This window comes from Achromobacter sp. JD-1, assembly GCF_038594925.1.
GTDB classification, from domain to species: Bacteria; Pseudomonadota; Gammaproteobacteria; order Burkholderiales; family Burkholderiaceae_B; genus Achromobacter; species Achromobacter spanius_C.
Map to the genome: position 1 here is coordinate 319,080 of NZ_JBCGCS010000003.1, position 22,063 is coordinate 341,142.

At 64.5% G+C, this 22,063-nt stretch carries 25 protein-coding genes; 5 read left to right on the plus strand and 20 right to left on the minus strand.

Annotation, left to right across the window (positions count from 1 at the left end):
* Positions 1–118: 118 nt before the first annotated feature.
* The 5 genes from WBR68_RS07160 to argB all read right to left on the minus strand — a co-directional run bounded on the left by WBR68_RS07160 (position 119) and on the right by argB (position 5,260).
* Positions 119–1,168, minus strand: coding sequence for an Ldh family oxidoreductase (locus WBR68_RS07160; protein WP_050446212.1), 1,050 nt, complete (start codon positions 1,166–1,168; stop codon positions 119–121).
* A 12-nt stretch (positions 1,169–1,180) separates the two neighbouring features.
* Positions 1,181–2,674: a DASS family sodium-coupled anion symporter gene (locus WBR68_RS07165; protein WP_050446213.1), complete on the minus strand. Its 1,494-nt coding sequence runs from the start codon at positions 2,672–2,674 to the stop codon at positions 1,181–1,183.
* A gap of 304 nt (positions 2,675–2,978) precedes the next feature.
* Positions 2,979–3,554, minus strand: coding sequence for a nucleoid occlusion factor SlmA (slmA, locus tag WBR68_RS07170; protein ID WP_230693762.1), 576 nt, complete (start codon positions 3,552–3,554; stop codon positions 2,979–2,981).
* 57 nt (positions 3,555–3,611) lie between these two features.
* Positions 3,612–4,358 (minus strand): pyrimidine 5'-nucleotidase, encoded by a 747-nt coding sequence (locus WBR68_RS07175; RefSeq protein WP_050446214.1) that lies wholly within the window; start codon positions 4,356–4,358, stop codon positions 3,612–3,614.
* Positions 4,358–5,260: an acetylglutamate kinase gene (gene argB / locus WBR68_RS07180; protein WP_006216311.1), complete on the minus strand. Its 903-nt coding sequence runs from the start codon at positions 5,258–5,260 to the stop codon at positions 4,358–4,360. Before argB ends, WBR68_RS07175 begins: the two co-directional genes overlap by 1 nt.
* Before the next feature lie 264 nt (positions 5,261–5,524).
* Between argB and WBR68_RS07185 the strand changes: the two genes are divergently transcribed.
* Positions 5,525–6,313: a MetQ/NlpA family ABC transporter substrate-binding protein gene (locus WBR68_RS07185; RefSeq protein ID WP_050446215.1), complete on the plus strand. Its 789-nt coding sequence runs from the start codon at positions 5,525–5,527 to the stop codon at positions 6,311–6,313.
* Positions 6,314–6,422: 109 nt separating this feature from the next.
* Here the strand turns inward: WBR68_RS07185 and WBR68_RS07190 are convergent, their stop codons facing one another.
* The 4 genes from WBR68_RS07190 to WBR68_RS07205 form a co-directional block, all read right to left on the minus strand.
* Complete coding sequence (locus WBR68_RS07190) at positions 6,423–6,917, minus strand: peroxiredoxin family protein (RefSeq protein WP_050446216.1); 495 nt, start codon at positions 6,915–6,917, stop codon at positions 6,423–6,425.
* Positions 6,914–7,654, minus strand: a complete 741-nt coding sequence (locus WBR68_RS07195; protein WP_050446217.1) for a BON domain-containing protein — start codon at positions 7,652–7,654, stop codon at positions 6,914–6,916. The genes WBR68_RS07190 and WBR68_RS07195 overlap by 4 nt, the downstream gene beginning before the upstream one ends.
* Positions 7,651–8,244, minus strand: coding sequence for a phosphoheptose isomerase (locus tag WBR68_RS07200; RefSeq protein WP_013396736.1), 594 nt, complete (start codon positions 8,242–8,244; stop codon positions 7,651–7,653). Before WBR68_RS07200 ends, WBR68_RS07195 begins: the two co-directional genes overlap by 4 nt.
* 101 nt (positions 8,245–8,345) lie before the next feature.
* Positions 8,346–8,828 (minus strand): YraN family protein, encoded by a 483-nt coding sequence (locus WBR68_RS07205; protein ID WP_050446218.1) that lies wholly within the window; start codon positions 8,826–8,828, stop codon positions 8,346–8,348.
* A gap of 66 nt (positions 8,829–8,894) precedes the next feature.
* Here WBR68_RS07205 and rsmI point away from each other — a divergent pair, with 66 nt between their 5' ends.
* Positions 8,895–9,830, plus strand: coding sequence for a 16S rRNA (cytidine(1402)-2'-O)-methyltransferase (rsmI, locus tag WBR68_RS07210; protein ID WP_127186064.1), 936 nt, complete (start codon positions 8,895–8,897; stop codon positions 9,828–9,830).
* Between the two features lie 3 nt (positions 9,831–9,833).
* Positions 9,834–10,418 (plus strand): methylated-DNA--[protein]-cysteine S-methyltransferase, encoded by a 585-nt coding sequence (locus WBR68_RS07215; RefSeq protein WP_127186063.1) that lies wholly within the window; start codon positions 9,834–9,836, stop codon positions 10,416–10,418.
* A 32-nt stretch (positions 10,419–10,450) separates the two neighbouring features.
* On the opposite strand, the gene WBR68_RS07220 is transcribed toward WBR68_RS07215, so the two are convergent.
* Positions 10,451–11,413: a septal ring lytic transglycosylase RlpA family protein gene (locus tag WBR68_RS07220; protein ID WP_230693763.1), complete on the minus strand. Its 963-nt coding sequence runs from the start codon at positions 11,411–11,413 to the stop codon at positions 10,451–10,453.
* Positions 11,410–12,282, minus strand: a complete 873-nt coding sequence (rapZ, locus tag WBR68_RS07225; RefSeq protein WP_050446258.1) for an RNase adapter RapZ — start codon at positions 12,280–12,282, stop codon at positions 11,410–11,412. The genes WBR68_RS07220 and rapZ overlap by 4 nt, the downstream gene beginning before the upstream one ends.
* 183 nt (positions 12,283–12,465) lie before the next feature.
* Between rapZ and WBR68_RS07230 the strand changes: the two genes are divergently transcribed.
* The gene (locus tag WBR68_RS07230) at positions 12,466–13,215 is read left to right on the plus strand and encodes a c-type cytochrome (protein WP_230693764.1); all 750 of its coding nucleotides are present in this window, start codon (positions 12,466–12,468) and stop codon (positions 13,213–13,215) included.
* Positions 13,216–13,226: 11 nt separating this feature from the next.
* Positions 13,227–14,507: a cytochrome c gene (locus tag WBR68_RS07235; protein WP_230693765.1), complete on the plus strand. Its 1,281-nt coding sequence runs from the start codon at positions 13,227–13,229 to the stop codon at positions 14,505–14,507.
* A 6-nt stretch (positions 14,508–14,513) separates the two neighbouring features.
* On the opposite strand, the gene WBR68_RS07240 is transcribed toward WBR68_RS07235, so the two are convergent.
* The 9 genes from WBR68_RS07240 to WBR68_RS07280 form a co-directional block, all read right to left on the minus strand.
* Positions 14,514–15,953 carry an aminotransferase-like domain-containing protein gene (locus WBR68_RS07240; protein ID WP_050446223.1) on the minus strand — a complete coding sequence of 480 codons (1,440 nt, stop codon included), beginning with the start codon at positions 15,951–15,953 and terminating at the stop codon, positions 14,514–14,516.
* 22 nt (positions 15,954–15,975) lie between these two features.
* A complete protein-coding gene (gene hprK, locus WBR68_RS07245; RefSeq protein WP_006216298.1) occupies positions 15,976–16,902 on the minus strand; it encodes an HPr(Ser) kinase/phosphatase in 927 nt (308 codons plus the stop codon).
* A 19-nt stretch (positions 16,903–16,921) separates the two neighbouring features.
* Entirely contained in the window at positions 16,922–17,377 is a 456-nt protein-coding gene (locus tag WBR68_RS07250) for a PTS sugar transporter subunit IIA (protein ID WP_050446224.1), read from the minus strand.
* Between the two features lie 403 nt (positions 17,378–17,780).
* Positions 17,781–18,119, minus strand: coding sequence for a ribosome hibernation-promoting factor, HPF/YfiA family (gene hpf, locus WBR68_RS07255; protein ID WP_050446225.1), 339 nt, complete (start codon positions 18,117–18,119; stop codon positions 17,781–17,783).
* A 224-nt stretch (positions 18,120–18,343) separates the two neighbouring features.
* Positions 18,344–19,138 (minus strand): LPS export ABC transporter ATP-binding protein, encoded by a 795-nt coding sequence (gene lptB, locus WBR68_RS07260; protein ID WP_050446226.1) that lies wholly within the window; start codon positions 19,136–19,138, stop codon positions 18,344–18,346.
* Between the two features lie 34 nt (positions 19,139–19,172).
* Entirely contained in the window at positions 19,173–19,793 is a 621-nt protein-coding gene (gene lptA, locus WBR68_RS07265; RefSeq protein ID WP_127186059.1) for a lipopolysaccharide transport periplasmic protein LptA, read from the minus strand.
* Positions 19,790–20,422, minus strand: a complete 633-nt coding sequence (gene lptC / locus WBR68_RS07270; RefSeq protein WP_050446228.1) for an LPS export ABC transporter periplasmic protein LptC — start codon at positions 20,420–20,422, stop codon at positions 19,790–19,792. The genes lptA and lptC overlap by 4 nt, the downstream gene beginning before the upstream one ends.
* A gap of 37 nt (positions 20,423–20,459) precedes the next feature.
* Positions 20,460–21,068 (minus strand): KdsC family phosphatase, encoded by a 609-nt coding sequence (locus WBR68_RS07275; protein ID WP_083447313.1) that lies wholly within the window; start codon positions 21,066–21,068, stop codon positions 20,460–20,462.
* A complete protein-coding gene (locus WBR68_RS07280; RefSeq protein WP_050446230.1) occupies positions 21,065–22,054 on the minus strand; it encodes a KpsF/GutQ family sugar-phosphate isomerase in 990 nt (329 codons plus the stop codon). Before WBR68_RS07280 ends, WBR68_RS07275 begins: the two co-directional genes overlap by 4 nt.
* Positions 22,055–22,063 lie beyond the last annotated feature (9 nt).

A 22,063-nucleotide genomic window follows, 5' to 3' on the forward strand; every position in this document is an offset into this window, starting at 1 on the left:
CCACCCCCTACCCAAAAAACGCCATCCTCCGTCGCGCGAAACCCATCATCTCCGCAAGCACGAAACCCTTCATCTCCGCCAAGCACGAACCCCATCGTCCCCTACGCGCGCCTCTCCCTCAAGGCAACGCCTCAGGCACCCCCAGCTCCACCGCCAACTTCGTCAACCCGTCCCAGATCCGGCTGTCGAACTCCACCGAATCCGCATTCACTGCCCGGTTCCGGGCTTCATATTCCCCCGGGTACTGCACGGCCTCGACACCCGGTTGCGGCTTGCAGGCGTGCAAATAATCGATGAACGCACCCACCTCCATCGACCGCCAATCCGTGTTGAAGTCCACCTGCGGATCCAGCAGCAGCGCGAACATATTGTTCGTTGCCACGCCGTTGCGCGGGTGATCGGGCTGGATCGTGCCTCCGCCTGACAACACCCCCGCCAGCAGTTCGGCCACCAGGCCCAACGCATAGCCCTTGTGTCCGCCAAAGGGCAGCAGGGCGCCCGGCGGGTCGGCGAACAGCGCGCCGGGGTCCGTCGTGGGGTTGCCGTCGGCGTCGATCAGCGACCCGGGCGGCGCCTGTTCGCCCTTGGCCGCCAGCACCCGCGCTTTGTTCACCGCGATGGAACTCGTCGCCATGTCCACGATGAAGGGCGCGCGTCCACCGGGCAGCGGGCCGGCAAAGCACAGCGGGTTGGTGGTCAGGCAGGCCTGCGCGCCGCCAAACGGCGCCACGGTGGGGGCGCGATTGATCACGTTGGTGAAGGCCAGCAGGATCAGGCCCTTGGCCGCCACCATTTCGCCAAAGTGGCCCATGCGGCCCAGGTGATGGCTGTGGCGCAGGGTCACGATGCACTGCCCGTGTTCCTGCGTGCGCTCGATGGCCTTTTCAATGACCACCTTGCCCACATACTGGCCCAGGCCGTGATGGCCGTCATAGGCCAGCATGGCGCCGCGGTCATTGACCAGCTCGGGGCGGCCGTCCGCCTGCGCCAGCCCCTGCGACAGCACGCGGCGGTAGTTCGTCAGGATGGACAGGCCGTGGCTGGTGTAGCCCACCCGGTCGGACTCGACCAGGTGTTCGGCCACGTCGCGCGCGATGTCTTCCGGCACGCCTTGCGCCATCAGCACGCGGCGGCCGTATTCATTGGCTTGGGCTAAAGAGAGTTTCATGACGCGTTCTCCTTACAGCCAGCCGAGCCAGCGCCAGTAGGTCATGCCCATCAGCAGCATCAGCAGGTAGCCCACGATAGTGACGATGATGCCGACTTTCGCGAACTGCTTGGCGTTGAAGGTTTCCGTGCCCAGGCACACCATGTTCTGCGGGGCATTGATCGGCAGGATGAAGCCGTAGCTGACGACGAAGCCCAGCAGCATCGTCATGCCCAGGCGGCTGAAATCGCCGGGCAGCGTGGCCAGCACCGAGATCAGGATGGGCAGCATCGCCGAGGTCAGCGCGGTGGCGCTGGCAAACCCCAGGTGGATGATGATCAGGAAAGCGGCCAGCACGGCGAAGATGGCCAGAGGCCCAAGATGGTCCAGCCCGGTGTGCGCAACGACCTGGTTGCCCAGCCATTGGCCGGCTTGGGTGGTCAGCAGGGCGGTACCCAGGCTGATGCCCACGCCAAACACAATCACGGTGCCCCATGGAATGCGCGACTGCACGTCTTTCCACGTCATCACGCCAAAGCGCGGCAGCAGCAGCAGGACCAGGCCGAAGTAGGTGGTGGATGTGGTGTCGAACTTGTGCAGCTTGCCTTCGGTTGCCCAGAACAGCAGCAGCATGAGCGATACGCCCATCAGGCGCTTTTGCGCGCTGGTCATCGGGCCCAGTTCAAGCAACGACTTTTCGACCGCTTCCTTGCCCCCGGCGATGCTGTCGCTTTCCGGCGGCAGCAGCTTCAGCACCACCACGATCAGCACGGCCGACATGATCAGCGACCACGGCGCGCCGGCGATCAGCCAGTCCGACCACGCCACGCGCTCGCCCAGCATCTTTTCCATGAAGCCGACGGTCAGCAGGTTTTGCGCGGCGGCGGTCTGGATGCCCACGTTCCAGATGCTGGTGGCTTGCGCCACGATGATCATGATGCCGGCCGCGATGTTCGACCGCTTGTCCACGCCGAAGGCGGCGATGACGCCCATCATGATCGGCACGACCGCTGCGCTGCGCGCGGTGGCGCTGGGCACGACCAGGCTCAGTACGATCGTCACGGCTATACATCCAATCAGGATGCGACGCGTGCTGGTGCCCACCCGCGACAGCGTGACCAGCGCAATGCGCCGGTCCAGCCCGGTGAAGGTCATGGCGGCGGCAATGAACAAGGCGCCGGTGACCAACGCCAGCGCCGAGTTGGCGAAGCCTGTCAGCGCCATGCTGATGGCGGCGGACGTGCCGTACAGCACGTTCGGGTCTTTGATTGTCGGAGCCGTGCCCAGCAGGAAAGCCATCAGCGTCGTGATCATGATCGCGCTGGCTTCGTAAGACACGGCTTCGGTAATCCAGACCACCACGGCGAACGCCAGGATAGCCAGCATGCGGTGGCCCGCAACCGGCAGGTCGGCGGGCAGGGGCATCATCAGCACCCCGATCATCACCAAGACGCCGGCGATGAGTCCGATGGGTATTTTTACTTTCTTGGGGGCTTGCGAGGCAGGGACAGCGACTGGCGCGGTCATATCCATCTCCGGTTGAGGTCAAACCGTCGACACACTTCCCGCGAGCACGGGTTTATTCAATTCGATGTGTCGACGCTACAGGACGATCGTGACGGCATTGAGGAAAACCCGCATTGATGTGGATCAAGCTGATGGAAATCTGGGCTTGAGCAAACCCATCCGGGGCATTATGCTCGACCGCCCTTGTGGGTCGCAAGCAAGGACTGTTGCATGAATGCACACGAATTGTGCCAGCGCCCTGCGGCGTTGGCACCTGATTTCTACTTGAATTCGTTCGTGTTATGCCGCTAATGGGGGGCGTCGCTCAACCCAGGGCCAGGCGCAGTTGCTCATCCAGGTGCAGCGTCGGCGCCACGCGCCAGCCGCTTTGCGCATAGCGCAGCCAGCGGCCCAACACCAGATGCGTCAGCAGGCTGGCATGGGCAGCCACGTTGGCGTCCGCCGGCAAGCCGCCGTCGGTGATGGCAATGCGCAGCGACTGCTTCAACGACGTTTCGATACGGTCATTGATGTGGTTGATGCGCTCTTGCAGCCGGTTGTCTTCCGTGACCAGGGCGTCGCCGGTCAGCACCCGCGTTATGCCTTTGTTGCGCTCGGAAAACGTCAGCAGCATTGCCACGGTCTTGTGCGCTTGCGGCACGCCGTAGGGTTCCACGGTGGCAATCTGATTGACCAGCGTGAAGATGCTGGTTTCGATGAATTCGATCAGCCCTTCGAACATCTGCGCCTTGCTGGCGAAGTGCCGGTACAGCGCGGCTTCCGAAACTTGCAGGCGCGCGGCCAGCGCAGCCGTGGTGATGCGGGATGCGTGCGGTTGCTCCAGCATCTCGGCCAGGGTCTGCAGAATCTGGGTCTTGCGCTCGCCGGGTTTGCTCGCCATGGAAGGGACTGCTCTCGCGCAGGCTTGGACGGTGAAGGGAAGGGGAGGAGCGCGCCGCTATCCCCGCAGGGGACGCCGACGTAACAACAAATCACTGACGGAGTTTACCCGCAAGTCGACATAGGGCGGACGATGCGATTGGCCGCGTGAAAAGGGTGTGCCGGGGTGATACACGTGCACCGTGCGCACGCCCACGCTGCGCGCGCCGCGCAGGTTGGCCAGGGTGTCTTCGACCAGCACGGCGCGGTGGGCGGGCACGCCTTCGCGGGCCAGCACGTAACGCAGCAGCGCGGGCGAGGGCTTGGGCCGGAATTCACCGTGCAGTTGCATGTGTTCGATGGCCCACAGGCTATCGAACTGGTTCAGGATGCCCAGGCGTTCCAGCACGGAACGCGCATAGCGCAGCGGTGCGTTGGTCAGCAGCACCTTGCGGCCGGGCAGGCGGCGCAGCTTGTAGGCCAGCGCCTTTTCGCTGCGCACCAGCGGATTGACGTCGAAGTCGTGGCTGCGATGCAGGAAGTCGTGCGGGTTGACGCCGTGATGGCGCACCATGCCGATCATCGTGGCGCCGTAGCGGTGCCAATACTGCCTGCGCAGATCGTTGGCGGTGTCGACGTCTACATTCAGCGCCTCGGCCACCGCCATGGTCATGCCCAGGTCTATCTTCGGAAAGATGGCATGCGAGGTGTCGTGCAGCGTGTTGTCCAGGTCGAACAGCCACAGGCGTTCGGAAACGCCCGTGGCCACGCGGCGCGAGCGGCGCAGGCGCACCGCCGGTCGCAACAAAAGACGCTGTGCTCGCATCAATGCGAGCTGATCATCGTGCCCACGCCCTGGTCGGTCAGAATTTCCAGCAGCAGGCAGTGCGGCACGCGGCCGTCGACGATGTGCACGGAATTCACGCCGTTCTTGGCGGCATCCAGCGCCGACGAGATCTTGGGCAGCATGCCACCCGAGATGGTGCCGTCGGCGAAGAGTTCGTCGATGGTCTGGGCCGACAGGCTGCGCAGCAACTTGCCCGCCTTGTCCAGCACGCCCGGGGTGTTCGTCAGCATCAACAGCTTTTCGGCGCCCAGCACTTCGGCCATCTTGCCGGCGACGACGTCGGCGTTGATGTTGTAGGCGGTGCCGTCTTCGCCATAGCCAATGGGCGAAATCACGGGAATGAACTGGTCGTCTTGCAGGGCCTTGACCACCGCGGGTTCAACCAGCGTGATGTCGCCCACGAAGCCGATGTCGATGGGTTCGGCGGGGTTGTCCTTGTTGGCCATCAGTTTTTTCTGAGCCTGGATCAAGCCGCCGTCCTTGCCGGTCAGGCCCACGGCCTTGCCGCCGACCTCGTTGATCATCATGACGATGTCTTGCTGGACCTGGCCGCCCAGCACCCATTCAACCACTTCCATGGTTTCGGCATCGGTCACGCGCATGCCCTGGATGAAGGTGCCTTGCTTGCCGATGCGGCGCAGCGCGTCGTCGATCTGCGGACCGCCGCCGTGCACCACCACCGGGTTCAGACCCACCAGCTTGAGCAGCACGACGTCGTGCGCGAAGCTGCGCTGCAAGCGCTCTTCCGTCATGGCGTTGCCGCCGTACTTGACCACGATGGTCTTGCCGTGGAATCGTCGGATATACGGCAGTGCTTCAGACAGCACAGCGGCTTTGACAGCGGGGGACGAAACGGCAGCAGGGTCGGGGGTGTCGGTCATGGCAGCTAAGTCGGCAAATAGATATGAAAAGGTTAGAAAAAATGCCTGCACAACATCGCGTTCGGAACGCGGTAGCGCAAGCATACGACGGATTGTAGTACCCCCGCGTTTCATATGCCTAAAACCCATGTCCATATGCCCGACAAATAAGCGGCATTCAGGTAAATTGGGTGCGTTTTCCAGGCAGCGGAGCCCCGCACAAGGGGGTGAATCCGGCTCGCTGAGACTCAGTCCCCTATTTTCATCCTATAAAAGAGGCAACACATGCGTTTGAACTTCGTCCGGTCTGCCCTGGTGGCATCGGCCTTCCTGGTGGCGGCCCATGCCGCCCATGCAGAAAAAGTGGTGGTGGGCGCGACCCAGGTTCCCCACGCCGAAATCCTGGAAGTGGTGAAACCGCAGTTGGCCAAACAGGGCGTCGAGCTCGACATCACGGTGTTCAGCGATTACGTGCAGCCCAACCTGCAACTGGTGGACAAGCAGCTGGACGCCAACTTCTTCCAGCACAAGCCGTACCTGGATTCCTTCAACAAAGACCGCAAGGCCACGTTGGTGCCGGTGGCGCTGGTCCACGTTGAACCCTTTGGCGGCTATTCCAAGAAGATCAAGAGCCTGGCCGAGCTCAAGGACGGCGCCACGGTCGCCATCCCGAACGACCCGTCCAACGGCGGCCGCGCGCTGGTGCTGCTGCAAAAGCAGGGTGTGATCAAGCTGAAGGACCCGGCCAACATTCTGGCCACCGCGGCCGATGTGGTCGACAACCCCAAGAAGCTGAAATTCCGCGAACTGGAAGCCGCGATGCTGCCGCGCGCGCTGGACGACGTGGACTTGGCCTTGATCAACACCAACTACGCGCTGGAAGCCGGCCTGGTCCCCACGAAGGACGCGCTGTTCATCGAGGGTGCTGATTCGCCCTACGCCAACATTCTGGTTACCCGGTCGGACAACAAGGATGCAGCCGGCATCAAGAAGCTGGTTGACGCGCTGCACTCGCCCGAGGTGAAGAAATTCATCCAGGAAAAGTACAAGGGCGCGGTCATTCCGGCGTTCTGAGTGTTGCAGGCCCGTTTGATCGGGTAGGCCCGCCGATTCAGCCGGGCAAAAACAAAACCGCCCATCGGGCGGTTTTGTTTTGGGAGGCGGGGAGCAAGACTCAGCGCAATCAGCCTGCCGCCAGCGCCTTTTCCACCGTGGCGTGGAATTCGGCCACGTCGTATTCACCCAGATAGCGCTTGATGATGTGCCCCTGCTTGTCGATCAGGAAGGCGGTGGGGGTGAGCCGGATGTCGCCGAACGCGCGCGCGATCTCGCCCTTGGTGTCCAACGCCACCGGGAAAGGCAGCTTGCGCTGCTCGGCGAAGTTCAGCACGTAATTGGGCGGGTCATAGTCCATGGCGACCGCCACGGCCTCGTAGCCCTTCGCGGCGTATTCCTTGTAGGCCGCGATGGTTTCCGGCATCTGCTTCACGCAAGTGACGCAGCTGGTCGCCCAGAACTTGACCAGCACCACCTTGCCCCGCAAGTCCTGCATTGAAAAGGTTTTGCCTTCCAGCGTGGTGAAAGTGACGTCAGGCGCGGTTTGGGCAGGGCGCCAGACGAACCAGGCGCCAATGCCAACCGCCACCAGGACGGCCAGGGCTACGATGGCTTTTTTCATTTGATGGGCATCGCTTCTACGCCGTTGCCGGTGCCGGCCCCGCCGTCGGTGGGCGCAGCACCCGCGCCGCTTTCGATGGGCGCCTTGGTTTCCGTGGAGTTTTCCCGGGTGCTGCTGTTGGACAGCCGGATCGCTTCTTCGCGGCTGATGGTCTCGAAGAGTTTAACCACCTTGACCACGCCGCCGACATCCGCCGCGGCGTTGGCGGCATAGTCGCCTTCGGCCTGGGTCACCTTGCCCATCAGATAGACCACGCTGTGGTCGGTCGTCAGCGCGATGGTGCCGGACGGCACGTACTTGGTATTGATCAGCGCGGTCTTGACCTTGGACGTCAGCCATGTGTCGTTCGAACGTGTGCCGAACGAGGCGATGGGGCCGACGTTCAACTGGTTGATGACCTGTTTGACGTTTTCGATGCCTTGGGCAATGGTGGTCGCTTCGGCTTTGGCTTGCTCGGTGGGCACGTCGCCCGTCAGCAGCAGGTGGCCGCCATACGCCATGGCATTGACGCGGGCCGTGTCGCCCAGCTTTTGCGAGATCTGGCTTTGCGCCTTGAAGGCGATGTTCTGGTCTTCAAGCTGGATGCCGGAGGTGCGGCGGTCGGTGATGACGACCGCCGTGGTGGCGGCAGCGCCGCCCACGATCAGTGGCGCGCAGGCCGACAGCGACAGGGCGGCGGTGGACAGCGCCGCGGCGAGCATCAGGGGGCGAACTGCGGTTCTGACGTCAGAAATCATTCGGTGTCTCCAAGCAGAAGAGCGTCGATGCCATCGCACAGCGCGTGCAGCAGCAGAATATGGACTTCCTGGATCCGCATGGTGCGGTCGCTGGGAACACATAGATGGACGTCCATGGGCGTGATGAGTTCCCCCATGACGCCGCCGCCCTTGCCCGTGAGGGCCAGTACGTGCATTTCGCGGGCGCTGGCGGCTTCCATGGCGCGCACCACGTTGGGCGAATTACCGCTGGTTGAAATGGCCACCAGCACGTCGCCCGCCTGGCCGAAGGCATTGACCTGGCGTTCATAGATTTCGTCAAAGCCGTAGTCGTTACCGACGGCGGTGAGAATCGAGGTGTCGGTATTGAGCGCGATGCCCGCCAGCGGCAGGCGTTCGCGTTCGAAGCGGCCCACCAGTTCGGCGATGAAATGCTGCGCATCGGCGGCCGAGCCACCGTTGCCGCAAGCCAGAATCTTGCCGTTGTTCGCCAGGGCGCCGAACAGCACGTCGACCGCCACTGCCAGCGGTTCCGCCAGGACGTTCATACTTTGTTCGCACGCAGCCATGGCGTCGCGAAAGTGCGACGTCATACGAGAGGTCATATCCATGGGCGCGATTATCTCACGGGGCCGTCGCGCCGTTCTGTCCATGCGTAACGACTGTGCGGCAGCGGGTTACGGACGTGTCCGGACCCTGCAAGCGCCGCCGGCTACGGCAGCACAAAGGCGGCACGCAGCCATTGCGGCTCGCCAGCGTCGAAGACCACGGCATCAAAGCGGGCCGGGGGCGCCACCCCCTGCCAATGCCGCCGAGCCAGTTCCGGCAACCAGTGCGCGGCGGCGCGTGCCAGCCGCGCCTGTTTGTCGCGGCCGATGCTTGCCGCCGCGCCGCCATAGTGGCTGTGCGCGCGGGCACGGACTTCAACGAAGACCAGCGTGTTGCCATCGCGCATGACCAGATCGATCTCGCCCGCGCGCGTTTGCAGGTTGCGCGCCAGCAGCACCAGCCCGTGAGCCACCAGCAAGCGCAGCGCGGCGTCTTCGTGGTGATCACCCCGGCGCTGCATGGGTGAGCGGCGCACCGGCGTGTCGCCAGGCGCGGCCGGCCGCCGGATGCGTCGTCGCCGCTTGTCCGCGCGGCGGCGGGCAAGCAGCGCCAGTTCGCAGGCCAGGCGCAAGGTGTCGTCCGTCATGCAGGCTCCGAAGATGGCAGGGATTGGCGGCTACACTGACATGGTTTTTCGTGTCAGTAGGCTGCAATGAATCAAAATGTCTCACCCTCGCCCGCCGGCGATGCCTGGAGCCGCGTGGCCGACCGCGTGGCGGGGCAGCATTGGCCCGCGTCCACGCTGTACGTCGTGGCCACGCCAATCGGCAACCTGGGCGACCTGGGGCTGCGGGCCTGGCATGCCCTGCAACGCGCCGACGTGATCGCCGCCGAAGACACGCGCGCCAGCCGCACCTTGCTGGATGCCTGGGGCGTCAGCACGCCGCTCATGGCCGCGCATCGCCACAATGAAGCCACCGCCGCCCAGGCCATCTGTGAACGCCTGGCCCAAGGCCAGCGCGTGGCGCTGGTGTCGGATGCGGGTGCGCCCGCCGTCAGCGACCCCGGCGCGCGCGTGGTGCGCGCTGTGCGCGACGCCGGCTTCGCGGTGGTGCCCGTGCCGGGGCCTAGCGCTGTCATTGCGGCGCTGATGGGCAGCGGCGTGACCACCGACGAAAATCCCGCCTATGCCTTTGCCGGCTTCCCGCCATCCAAGGCCGTGGCCCGCCAGCGCTGGCTGCGTTCGTGGTGCGCCTTGCCCGCCCCTGTGGTGATGTTCGAATCCCCCCACCGGCTGGCCGCCACCATTGCGGATCTGCTGGAAGTCTGCGGCCCCGACCGGCAACTGACCGTGGCGCGCGAGCTCACCAAGCGCTTTGAAGAAATCGCGACGCTCACGCTGGGCGAAGCGGCGGCCTGGCTGGCTGCCGACTCGCACCGCGAGCAGGGTGAATTCGTGCTGATCGCGCATGCCGCCGTCGCGCAGGAAATCGACGCGGACGCCGACCCGCGTACCGATGTGTTGTTGGACGCACTGTTGGAGTCGCTGTCGGTGCGCGACGCCGCGCGCGTCGCCGCCAAGGTCACGGGCCAGCCGCGTGACGTGTTGTACAACCGGGCGCTGTCGCGCAAGAAATCGGCGGAGTAAGCCATGGCGTACCCCACAATCGTGTCAAAAAAGCCCGCCGATCCGCTGGAATCCCTGACATACCGCGATATGCCCACCCCGTTAGGTGAGTTGCGCCTGGTCGCCAGCCCGAAAGGCTTGCGTGGCGCCTGGTTCACCGACCAAGAATCGCTGCCGTCGCCTGAAGGCTGGACGCACACGGACGCCGATCCCATCCTGGAGCAGGCGCGTCGCGAACTGGACGAATGGTTCGCGGGCAAGCGCCGCGCTTTCGACGTGGCCCTGGATCCCGTCGGCACCGCGTTCCAGCACAAGGTCTGGCAGTCACTGTGCGCACTGGATTTTGGCAAGCTTGCCAGCTATGGCGATCTGGCCCGCAACGTGGGGCGGCCCAAGGGCGCGCAGGCGGTCGGCGGCGCGGTCGGCCGCAACCCCATCATCATCATCATTCCGTGCCACCGCGTGATTGGCGCCGATACCTCGCTGACGGGGTTTGGCGGCGGGCTCCCGCGCAAGCAGGCGCTGTTGGCCCACGAGGGCAACCGCTATGTCAGCCGCAACCCGCGCGCGCGCCGCGTCTGCGACGGGCAAGCCGAGCTGCCCTGGTAAAGCAGCGTCGGTAAGCCCGAAAGCGCCCGCGTTTACTGCGTGGCGATGCTGGGCAGGATGCCGATGCGGTCCGACACGACCGGCACTGCGTTCAACGCGCTCTGGCGGTCGGGGTACGGACCGATCCTGACCCGGTACAGGTTGTTCGATTGCTCAACCTGGGCAGGCGGCGCGCCCACCGCGTTCAGTTGCGGATTGATGCGGGCAACCAGTGATTGCGCGTTGCCCGCCTGGCTGAATGCACCCACTTGCAGATAGACATTGCCAAGGCCGGTTGCCGGCGTCTGGCGTACCGGCGCCGAACCCGCGGCGGGGCCTGGCAAGGGTTCAGCCGTCAACGCTACTGGCGCGGCGCTCAACGGCGCCTGGACGGGCAGCGAGCCAGTGGCGGAATCGGGTTCCGGCGCGGGCGCCGTTGGCGTTCCTTGCGAGGCCAGGCGACGGATCTCTTCCTGCGGAATGCTCTCCACCACGACCTGGCCGCTGCCGGGTCCGATGATGCCCAGCTTGTACGCGGCCACGTAAGACAAATCCATGATGCGGTCGCTGTGGAAAGGCCCGCGGTCGTTCACGCGCACGATGATGGTCTTGCCGTTGACCAGGCTGGTGACGCGTGCATAGCTGGGAAGCGGCAACGTGGTGTGGGCCGCCGTCATGGCGTACATGTCGTAAGACTCGCCAATGGACGTGGAATTGCCGTGGAACTTCTTGCCATACCAGGAGGCGATGCCGCGCTGCTTGTACGGTTGCCCGCTGGTGTCCGGCACGTAGCGCTTGCCGAAGACCACGTAAGGCCGGTTGGCGCCGCTGGCGTAGGGTTCGATGCGGGGCACCGCGTCGGGCACCTGGTCCAGGTTCGACGGCGGGTTGGCGTCCGGGCCATCATCCTTGTAGTACCCGCCGCCCTTTTTGCCGCCACCGGTGGAAGAGCAGCCCGCCACGGCAATGGCCAGCAGCAGCATCAGGATCAGGTGTAGCGGGCGAGGCAGGATCATGCGGGTTCGGTGGGCAGTTGGTTTCGGTGGCGCACCAGCAAGGGATCGTGGTGGGCGAAGCGCAGCGCCAATTGCTCCACCACATACACCGAGCGATGCTGGCCGCCCGTGCACCCGATGGCTACGGTCAGGTAGTTGCGGGTGTCTTGCGTGTACTGCGGCAACCAGCGGTTCAGGAAGCCGGCGATGTCGTCCACCATCTGCCCCACTTGCTCGTAACCGGCCAGCCAGGTGGCAACCGGCTCATCACGCCCGGTCAGCGGCCGCAGGTTGCGGTCGTAGTGGGGGTTGGGCAGGCAGCGCACGTCAAACACCAGATCGGCGTCGCCGGGCACGCCGCGCTTGTAGGCAAAGGATTCGAAGGTCAGCACCAGCGGCGCGCGGTCGGCCTGGATCAGGTCGCGGATCCAGGCGCGCAATTGGCCTGGCGTCAGGTCAGAGGTGTCGATCACATGTTCCTGCTCGCGCAGCGGCGCCAGCAGTTCACGTTCCAATGCAATGCAGTCGGCCAGCGACGGCGGCGTGCCGCCGCGTTGCAGGCGATCGGTCAGCGGGTGGCGGCGGCGCGATTCGGAGTAGCGCTGAACCAGTGTTGAGGTGTTGGCGTCCAGGAAGACCACGCGCAGGCTGGTGCCCATGGCGCGCAAGGCGGTAACCACATCAGGCAGTTCGGCCAGTTCGCCGGGCGATCGCACGTCGATGGCCACGGCCACGCGCTCCAGGCCTTCGTCGCGCGCGTTGGCGATGAATTCGGCCAGGAAGCGCACCGGCAAGTTGTCGACGCAGGTGTAGCTGGCATCCTCAAGCATGCGCAAGGCAACGGATTTTCCCGAGCCAGAGATACCGGTGACAAGGACGACTTTCAACATGGACATGATTGTGGCACGCTTTTCCAGGACGATGCAGGCGGGATGGCATCTGATATGGCCGTAAATTGAGAATCTGCGCCTGTACCCTTTCTTGCCCCGTCGCGTAAGCTTACGGACCGGATACTTGATCGATTCACTGACCAGCCCCGACGTCATGCTTTCGGGGATAGGAATTCGACCTAGATGTTAGCGCTCATTTCCTTTCGTAGTGTTTCACTGCCGCGGTTTGGGGCGATTTTCTCCGTATTGGCGGCAGGCGTTATTGTCTTTGCAACAAGCGTCGCGCAGGCACAGCCGACGGCGCTGCGGCCCGACACCATGGCGGCTCGCGTCGCGGCCTGTACTGCCTGCCATGGTGCGCAGGGCCGGGCTGGCGCTGACGGGTACTACCCCCGCCTGGCCGGCAAGCCACAGGAATACCTGTACCACCAGTTGCTGAATTTCCGTGACGGTCGCCGCCAGTACCGGCCCATGTCGCATCTGCTGGCCGGCCTGCCCGACGATTACCTGCGTGAGATGGCCGCGTATTTCTCCCAACAGCACGTGCCTTATCCGTCGCCCGCGCGCGCGGACGTCTCGCGCGCCACGCTGGAAGCTGGCCGCGCGCTGGCCTTGCAGGGCGATGCGGCGCGCGGCCTTCCCGCCTGTGCGTCCTGTCACGGCGCCGCGCTCAGCGGCTTGATGCCCGCCATTCCTGGCCTGCTGGGCTTGCCGCGCGACTACATCGGTTCACAGATCGGCAGTTGGAAGACAGGGCTGCGCCGTGCCGCCGCGCCCGACTGCATGGCCGATATCGCCGACAAGCTCACGCCTGCCGATATCGGCGCCCTGGCGGCATGGCTCTCGTCCCAGCCTATTACCGAGCCCTATGCGCCTGAAAGCGCGGGATCGCTGCGCTTGCCCGCGGAATGCGGCAGCCAGGCGCAACGCTGATCGGGGCCACCATGAAACTGCTGCAGAAAATCCTGTCTTTTGTGCTGTTGGCGCTGATCGCCACGGTGGCTGTCCTGTATTGGCTGGGTACGCGTGACGACACCAGTACGGGGCCTGCCGCCACAGCGGACACCGGCACGCTGGTTGAGCGTGGCCGCTATCTGGCGCAGGCCGGCAACTGCATGGCCTGCCACACCAGCCGAGGCGGCAAAGTGCTGGCGGGCGGCACGCCCATCCCGACGCCATTTGGCACGGTGTACGGTCCGAACATCACGCCTGATGAAAAAACGGGCATTGGCGCCTGGACCGCTGACGACTTCTGGCAAGCGCTGCACAACGGCAAGTCCAAGGACGGCACGCTGCTGTATCCGGCCTTCCCCTACACCGAGTACACCCGTATCACGCGGGCCGATGCCGACGCCCTGTACGCCTACCTGCGCAGCGTGCCGCCGGTCAACCAGCCCAACCGCGCGCCCGACATGGCGTTCCCCTACGACCAGCGCGCCTTGCTGGCCGCCTGGCGCGCGCTGTATTTCAAGCCGGGCGTCCAAGAGTCCGACGCGGGGCAATCGGTGCAATGGAACCGAGGCCGCTATCTGGTTGAAGGCGTGGGGCACTGCGCCGCCTGCCATACGCCCCGCAACAGCCTGGGGGCCACGCGGTCGTCCGATGCGTTCATCGGCGGCATCATTCCCGTGCTGGATTGGTATGCGCCGCCGCTCACCAACGATATGCAGACCGGCATGGGCCGCTGGACGGCGGCAGACATCGCCGCTTTGCTCAAGACCGGCATCTCGGCGCATTCCACCGCCAGCGGCCCGATGGCTGAAGTGGTGCTGGGCAGTACGCAGCACCTGACGGACGACGACGCGCTGGCGATTGGCGTGTACATCAAGTCCTTGCCGGCGACACCTCCCTCCACGCCACGGTCCACGGCGGCGGCCGCGCCTGCGGCCATGGAACTGGGCAGCAAGATCTATGGCCAGCATTGCGCGCAGTGCCATCAGCCGCAAGGCCAGGGCAGTGGCACGGCGTGGCCGGCGTTGGCGGGCAATCCGACGGTGACGGCGCCGTCACCGGTCAACGCCATACGCATGGTGCTGGATGGCGGCTACGCACCCGCTACGGCCGCCAACCCCCGACCGCATGGCATGCCGCCGTTTGGCCAGATGCTGAACGACAGCGACATTGCCATGCTGGTGTCCTACATCCGCAATAGCTGGGGCAACGAAGCGGGCGGCGTCACCGCGCTTGAGGTCAAGCGGGCGCGGGCGTCGTCCACGCTGAACTAAACATGGCTAGCGCGGCGCGGTCGACCGCGCGCGGGCCTGATGCTGATGCGCCAGGTCACCCAGCACGCGGATCGCGTCTTCATGCGAGGAATCCCAGGGATGGCCGTAGTTCAGGCGCACGGCGCTTGCGAATTGGCTGCTGGCCGAAAAAATCGGCCCCGGCGCCACGCTGACGCCGCGCGCCAGGGCGTCGCGATGCAACGCCAGCGCGTCCACCTCCGCGGGTAGTTCCACCCACAAAAAGAAGCCGCCTTGCGGGCGAGTCACGCGCGTGCCCGCGGGAAATGCATGGGCAATCGCATCAGCCATGCGGGCTTGTTGCGCGTGCAGGGTTTGACGCAGCCGGCGCAGGTGGCGGTCGTAGCCGCCTTGTTCCAGGTATGCGGCGATGGCGCCTTGCGCCGGGCCCGAAGCCGATAGCGTGGATGACAATTTCAAGCGCTGCACGCGCCGCGCGTATCGGCCAGCTGACGCCCAGCCGATACGGTAGCCAGGCGCCAGGCATTTGGAAAAAGATGAGCAATGCAGCACCAGCCCATCTTTGTCGTAGGCCTTGGCCGGCACGGGCCGCACAGCGCCGTAATACAGTTCGCCGTACACGTCGTCTTCTATCAGCGGGATGTCGTGGCGGCGCAATAACTCCACAAGTTGCCGCTTCTTGTCTTCCGGCATCAGGCTGCCCAGCGGGTTCTGGAATTGCGTCATCAGCCAGCAAGCCTTCGGTGAGTGCCGCTTGATGGCAGACGCCATGGCGTCCAGGTCCACGCCGGTGCGCGGATGGGTGGGCACTTCCAATGCCTTGAGACCCAGGCGCTCCAGCGCCTGCAAGGCGCCGTAGAACGTGGGTGCTTCAACCAGCACGACGTCGCCGGGCTCGGTGACCGCCTGCAGGCAAAGGTTCAAGGCTTCCAGCGCGCCGTTGGTGACGACAATGTCGCTGGCGGGCACGTTCATGCCGCCGATCAGGTAACGCAGGGCGATCTGGCGGCGCAGCCCCGGGCTGCCCGGGCTCAGGTCTTCAACCGTGTCCAGCGGATCCTGGCGTTTCAGGTGCGCGGCCATGGCGTGGGCCAGGCGCGGCAGCGGGAACAGCAGTGGAGAAGGAAAGGCGGATCCCAGCGGCGTCACGTCGCGGTTGCGCACGGAGTCCAGGATATCGAAGATGCGCTCGCTGATGGCGAGCTCGGTGGATTCGCCGCCAGGGCTGGACGCGCCGGGTTCCGGCGGCAGTGATTCGACCGGGGCGTGGACGTAGTAGCCCGAGCGTGGTTGGGCGCGGATCAGGCCGCGCGCTTCAAGCAGGTAATAGGCCTGGAATACCGTCGAGGGGCTGACGCCTCGCGTCGTGCAGGCGTGGCGCACGGAAGGCAGTTTGTCGCCAACACGCAGAACGCCGTCGCGGATCGATTTGGCGATCTCGTCGGCCAGGGTTTCGTACAGGCTCACGATGCCGCAAGGCGACGTGCGTTCACTTGCTGCTTTGGAGAATAGCCATGGCCTGGCGTTCCATGAACTCGCCCAGCGTATCGATGCCGCGCAGCTTCAGTATGGTGTTGCGCACGGCGGCTTCCACCAGCACGGCCAGATTGCGGCCGGCTGCCACTTGCAGCATCACCTTGCGCACGGGCAGGCCCAGCATGTCTTGTGTGATGTCTTGCAGCGGCAGGCGTTCGAACTTGTCTTGCGCGGTGGCGCGCACCAGGTGCACGATCAGCTTCAGGCGCATCTTCCGGCGTACCGAGGTCTCGCCGAAGATGGTGCGGATATCAAGCAGGCCCAGCCCGCGAACTTCCAGCAGGTTCTGCAGCAGTTGGGGGCAGTGGCCTTCGATCATGTTGGGCGCCGTGCGTGAGAACTCCACGGCGTCGTCGGCCACCAGGCCATGCCCGCGTGAAATCAGTTCCAGCGCCAGCTCGCTTTTGCCCAGCCCCGATTCGCCGGTAATCAGCACGCCCAGGCCCAGCACGTCCAGGAACACGCCATGCACGGTGGTGGTGGGCGCCAGCTTCTTGCCCAGGTAGATGCGCAGCAGGTCAATCAGCTGCGCGGCGGCTACCGGCGTGGACAGCAGCGGCACCTGGTGCTGGTCGCATTGGTCCACGAGATCTTGCGGGGGCGTCAGGCCATCGGCCAGCAGAATGGCGGGCACGCCGCCGATCAGCAGCTCGTCCATGTGGTGCATGCGGCGGCGCAAGTCGAAGCGGGTGTAGTACGCCAGCTCTTCCTGCCCGAATACCTGGATGCGCGACGGGTGGATCAGGTTCAAGTGACCGACCAGGTCGGCGGCCGCCATGCCGTCATCGGGAATGGCGCGGTCGGCGGCGCCTTGGCCGGATATCCAGTTAAAAGGGATTTTGTCGGCGTTGTCGTCGACGAGTTCCTGCACCGTTAGCATGGCTGCGTGTCCGCGAGGGTCAGAGTTTGCCGGTCGTGAGCATTTTGTGGACGATGGCGGCATCAGGCTCAGTGGCCAGCGCCTCGCGCAATGCCTTGTTCGACATCAACTGCGCAAGTTCGGCCAGGATATCCAGATGCTGCTGAGTGGCTGTTTCCGGCACCAGCAGGCACAGCAGCATCGACACTGGCTGCCCGTCGGGCGCGTCGAACGAAATTGGCTGGGCCAGGCGGATGAATGCCGCCAGCGCCTGTTCCAATCCTTTCACGCGGCCATGCGGAACGGCCACGCCCTGCCCAAGGGCAGTGGAGCCAAGACGTTCCCGGGCAAACAGGCTGTCGAACACGAGCGCGCGTGCCAAGCCATGGTTGTTTTCAAAAAGAAGGCCAGCTTGTTCGAACGCCCGTTTCTTGCTCGTTGCGAGCATATCGAGCACGACGTTGCCGGCGGGTAGGATGCGCGACAAATGATTCATCGGATCATTATATGGTTATATGACGCAGTGCAATAAATTGGCCCGGCGCCGCGCCCATGGGATGGGCGTCAGGCGTTGCGGCAAGAGCGACAGCATAGTCTGATCACGGCGCATTGTGGGCTTTCCGGCATCCGGGCCAACCCGGGGGGCACGGGTTTTGGTCGCAAACACGCAAAAAGGCGCGACGCACGGACCTGGGGCCAATGAATGCCGGAATTTCGGGGACAAATCTATGGGGCTAGGGCGGAGGGGAAATGCGGAGGGGGAGAACTGCGGAGGGGAACTGCGGGGAGCTTTGCCGATGCCCCGGCTGGACTTGCGTCTAGCGGGACACCGGGACTTAGGCAGGATTTTTACAATCGCTGTTTAGCGTATCGCTCAGAGCGAGTGATCATGAAGCGCGTTACTGCTGGGGTGGCGAAAGGTTCGCCGCTTGCCGCTTCACGGACTCCGCTGAGTGACTTCGTACCTTGTCCTTGTGCTTGATGACCTGACGGTCGACTTTGTCAGCAAGAAGGTCTATGGCTGCATAGAGATTTTCATCGGTTGCTTCACAATGAATGTCCTTACCGCTTAGACGCATGGTGATTTCGGCTCTATGCCGCAGGGGCTCTACCGAGAGCATGACCTGGGTATCGATGACGTGATCGAAATGCCGCAGCACTCGCGCCAGTTTGTTCATGACATATTCCCGGATTGCCGGGGTGACGTCGAGGTGACGACCGCAGATGCTCAGGTTCATAGTGTGCTCTCCTTCTAAAAGAGAAAAAATGGTTGCGCGAAATGCGCGGTGAGGTCGTTAGGCGTTCTCCTTGATTGGGTGGCTACGTTTAGTACTAGTGTATAGACTCGGGCCGATAAAACAAGCTGACCTACCGCAAGAACATGGCATTTTTATGGCGGAGCCCCTAGGGCGTATTTGCCCTTGTCCCCAGAGGGAACTAGGGGTCTTCCCCAGGTGCCGGTTTACATGCGGAAGTGCTCGCCCAGATACACGCGGCGCACGGCCGGATCGCCCACGATTTCGTCGGGGTGGCCGTCGGTCAGCACCTTGCCTTCGCTGATGATGTAGGCGCGGTCGCAGATGCCCAGCGTTTCGCGCACGTTGTGGTCGGTGATCAGCACGCCGATGCCACGGCCCTTCAAGAAGCGCACGATGCGCTGGATTTCAATGACGGCGATGGGGTCCACGCCGGCGAAGGGTTCGTCCAGCAGGATGAAGCGCGGGCTGGTGGCCAGGGCGCGCGCGATTTCCACGCGGCGGCGTTCGCCACCCGACAGCGAAATCGCGGCATTGCTGCGGATATGGCCGATCTGCAGCTCTTCCAGCAGGGCCTCCATCTGCTCATTGATCTTGGGCGTGGAAAGCGGACGGCCATCGGCCCCCACTTGCAGCTCAAGCACGGCGCGGATGTTCTGTTCGACCGTCAGGCGGCGGAACACGGAAGCGTCCTGGGGCAGATACGACAGGCCCATGCGCGCGCGCTTGTGGATCGGCATTGCGGTGATGACGGCGCCGTCGATTTCGATGCGCCCCGCGTCCGCGGGCACCAGGCCCACAATCATGTAGAAGCTGGTGGTCTTGCCGGCGCCGTTGGGGCCAAGCAGTCCCACGACTTCGCCACTGACCACGGACAGGGACACGTCCTGCACCACGGTCCGGCCGTTATAGGTCTTGCGCAAACCGGTTGCGCGCAGGCTGCCCTGCTTGACCCCGGAGGGGGCGGAGGTGACGGGGGTCGGCACAGAAGGTTGGTTCATCGTGGCTGCGAGTGGTGTTGCGTGGGGGACGCTTTTAGCGTCCTTTCTTGGCGGCTTGCTGCTTGCGGCATTCGGCCACGGCGGCATCGGACTTGGCGCGCGGTTCGGCAACCGAACGCACGCGGCCGCCCGCCGCGGCGGAGTTGGGGCCGCCCTGGGCTTCGTAGGTGCCCGTTTTTTCGTTGTAGCGTATCCGTTCGCCGCGAATCGTGTCGAACGGTTTGCCACAGACGTAACGGACCACGACCGCCTGTCCGATCAGGTCAAACGTGCTTTTCGTGCCATCGTATTCGGCGCGCAAGCCCTTGCCTTCGATAAGCTCAAAGGTTTCGGGGCGCTCCTGGCGGATGGTCACGACCTTGCCCTTGTTGGCGGTGGCCGTGCCGTATTGGCCGCCTTGGGCATCTTCGTGCATTTCCAGCGTGTCGGAGGTCAGCGTCATCAGGCCGCGCGTCATGTTGACGTTGCCGGTGAACACGCTTTGCTTCTTCACGTCGTCGTAATGCAGCGTGTCCGACAGGATCAGTGTGCTGGGCTCTTCGGCCGGCTTGGCCTCGGGTTCCGCCGCGTAGGCGGGTGCAAGCACCGAGGCCGACAGCAGGACGGCGCCCAGCAGGCGGGTCGTCGGGGCAAGGAGAGTCCGAAAGTCGGTCATGGTTTCTTTTGGTCAGTGTTGTTGGCGGGAATCTCGGTGCGGCGCTGTTGCCTGCCTTCGGAACCGGCAATTTCAACATCCGTCGACGCGGATACCTGCAATTGGCGCGTTTTGTTGTTGTAGTGCATGCCCTTGCCATTCATCCGCGAACGGCCCTTGAGGACTTCAGCGGGCAGGTCGGTGTAGACGACGTCTTCGTCGGGCAGGATGATCAACTGCTGGCTGCGCACGTCCAGCACGTCATTGTTGGCGTCGGGCTGGCGGTGCACGTGGGCGTCGCCATTCATGACGATGCGCTTGCCGCCTTGTTCCATGACGGCCGTTTTCGATACGCCTACCGTGACAGGATTGTCTTCACGCTGGCCCACCGCGCGCGGCGCGGTGATGTGATACGAATCGTCGTCGGGGAAGTGTTCCGCGTATTCGCCCTCCAGCCGGTTGATCGGGCGGCCGGTGGGGTCGGTGCGCAGCATGACGAAATCGCGTGACCACGCATCCATCTCGTGGGTGACGCGGCGGGGCGGGTCCACCTGGATGGCCCGCTGCGCGTAATCGGCGGCCCACCATGAACTGGTGACCAGCACCAGCAGCAGGAACAACGCGATCAGGGAAGGAAAACGTTCTTTCATCAGTGTCGCCGCCAGGGCGTGTCGGGGTTCGGGGCCGTCATTGGATGGCGCCGGGGCCTAACAGGCCCGGCGCGGCCAGGAACGCGCCCAGGCGCCCTTGGGAAGCCAAGAGCAGGTCGCAGCATTCGCGCACCGCGCCGCTGCCGCCGGGCTGCGTGGAAATCCAATGCGCCGCCTGGCTGACATAGCCGGGTGCGTTAGGCACGCTGGCCGAAAAGCCGGCGCGCTGCATGGCCGGCAGGTCGATGATGTCATCGCCCATATAGCCGGTTTGATTCAGTTGGACACCGGCGCGCTGCGCAAGTTCGGCCAGCGCCGAACCTTTATCGCGTACGCCCTGCACCACTTCCGAGATGCCCAGTTCGGCAGCCCGCCGCGCCACGATGGGGCCGGACCGGCCCGTCATCAGCGCCACCGTCAAGCCGCCTTCCATCAAGAGGCGCAAGCCGTGGCCGTCCAGGGCGTGGAAGCGCTTTTGCAATTCGCCACCTTCGCCGTAGTAGAGGCTGCCGTCGGTCAGCACGCCGTCCACGTCGAACACCATCAGGCGCACGGCGGCGGCGCGATCGCGCACGGTGGCGGGAATGCGGGCCAGGACCAGCGCTTCGGCCGGGTGAGTCACGGAAGCAGGAAGAGTCATAGTCATACCACTTTAGCGGCCATCAGATCATGCATATGCAAGGCGCCCAGCAGCGCGCCGTCGGCGTCCAGCACCAGCATCTGGCTGAGCCGCAGCTCGTCCATGTGCTGAGCGGCCTCGGCGGCCAGCGCATCGGGGGAAATGCTGCGCGGCGACCGGGTCATGCCGGCCTCCACGGTCAAGCTTCGGATATCGCCGTGCCGGGCGATCAGGCGGCGCAGGTCGCCATCAGTGAAGATGCCCAGCGGCCGGCGCTGCGCGTCGGTCACGACCGTCATGCCCATGCCCTTGTCGGACATGACTTCCAGCGCCTGCGATACGGGGGTGCCGGCCAGCACGATAGGCAGGGCATTGCCCTGGCGCATGACGTCGCGCACGTGGGTCAGCAAGCGGCGGCCCAGCGCGCCGCCGGGATGGGATCGCGCGAAATCCTGGGGGCCGAATCCGCGGGCTTCCAGGCAGGCGACCGCCAGTGCATCGCCCAGGGCCAATGCGGCCGTGGTGCTGGCCGTGGGCGCCAGGTTCAGCGGGCAGGCTTCCTGCGCCACGCTGGCGTCCAGGTGCACATCGGCCAGCAGGGCGAGTTCGGATTGCGGGTTGCCCGTAATTGCCACCAGTTTGGCGCCCATGCGCCGAGCCACGGGCAGGATGGTCAGCAGTTCCTGGCCCGCACCCGAGTACGACACAGCAATCACCACATCATCTTGCGTGATCATGCCCAGATCGCCGTGCACGGCTTCCGCGGCGTGCACAAAGAAAGCGGGCGTGCCGGTCGAGGCGAACGTGGCGGCAATCTTGCGTGCAATGTGCCCGGTCTTGCCAATGCCCGTGACCACGACGCGGCCCTGGCAGGCCAACAGCAAGGCGACGGCCTGGGTGAATGAGTCGTCCAGGCGTGCGGCCAAGTCCAGCAGACCCTGACTTTCGACTTGCAACGTTCTGCGTGCAGATGCCAGCGCGGCATCGGACGATGTGATGGGATGATCAGTCATTCAGGGATT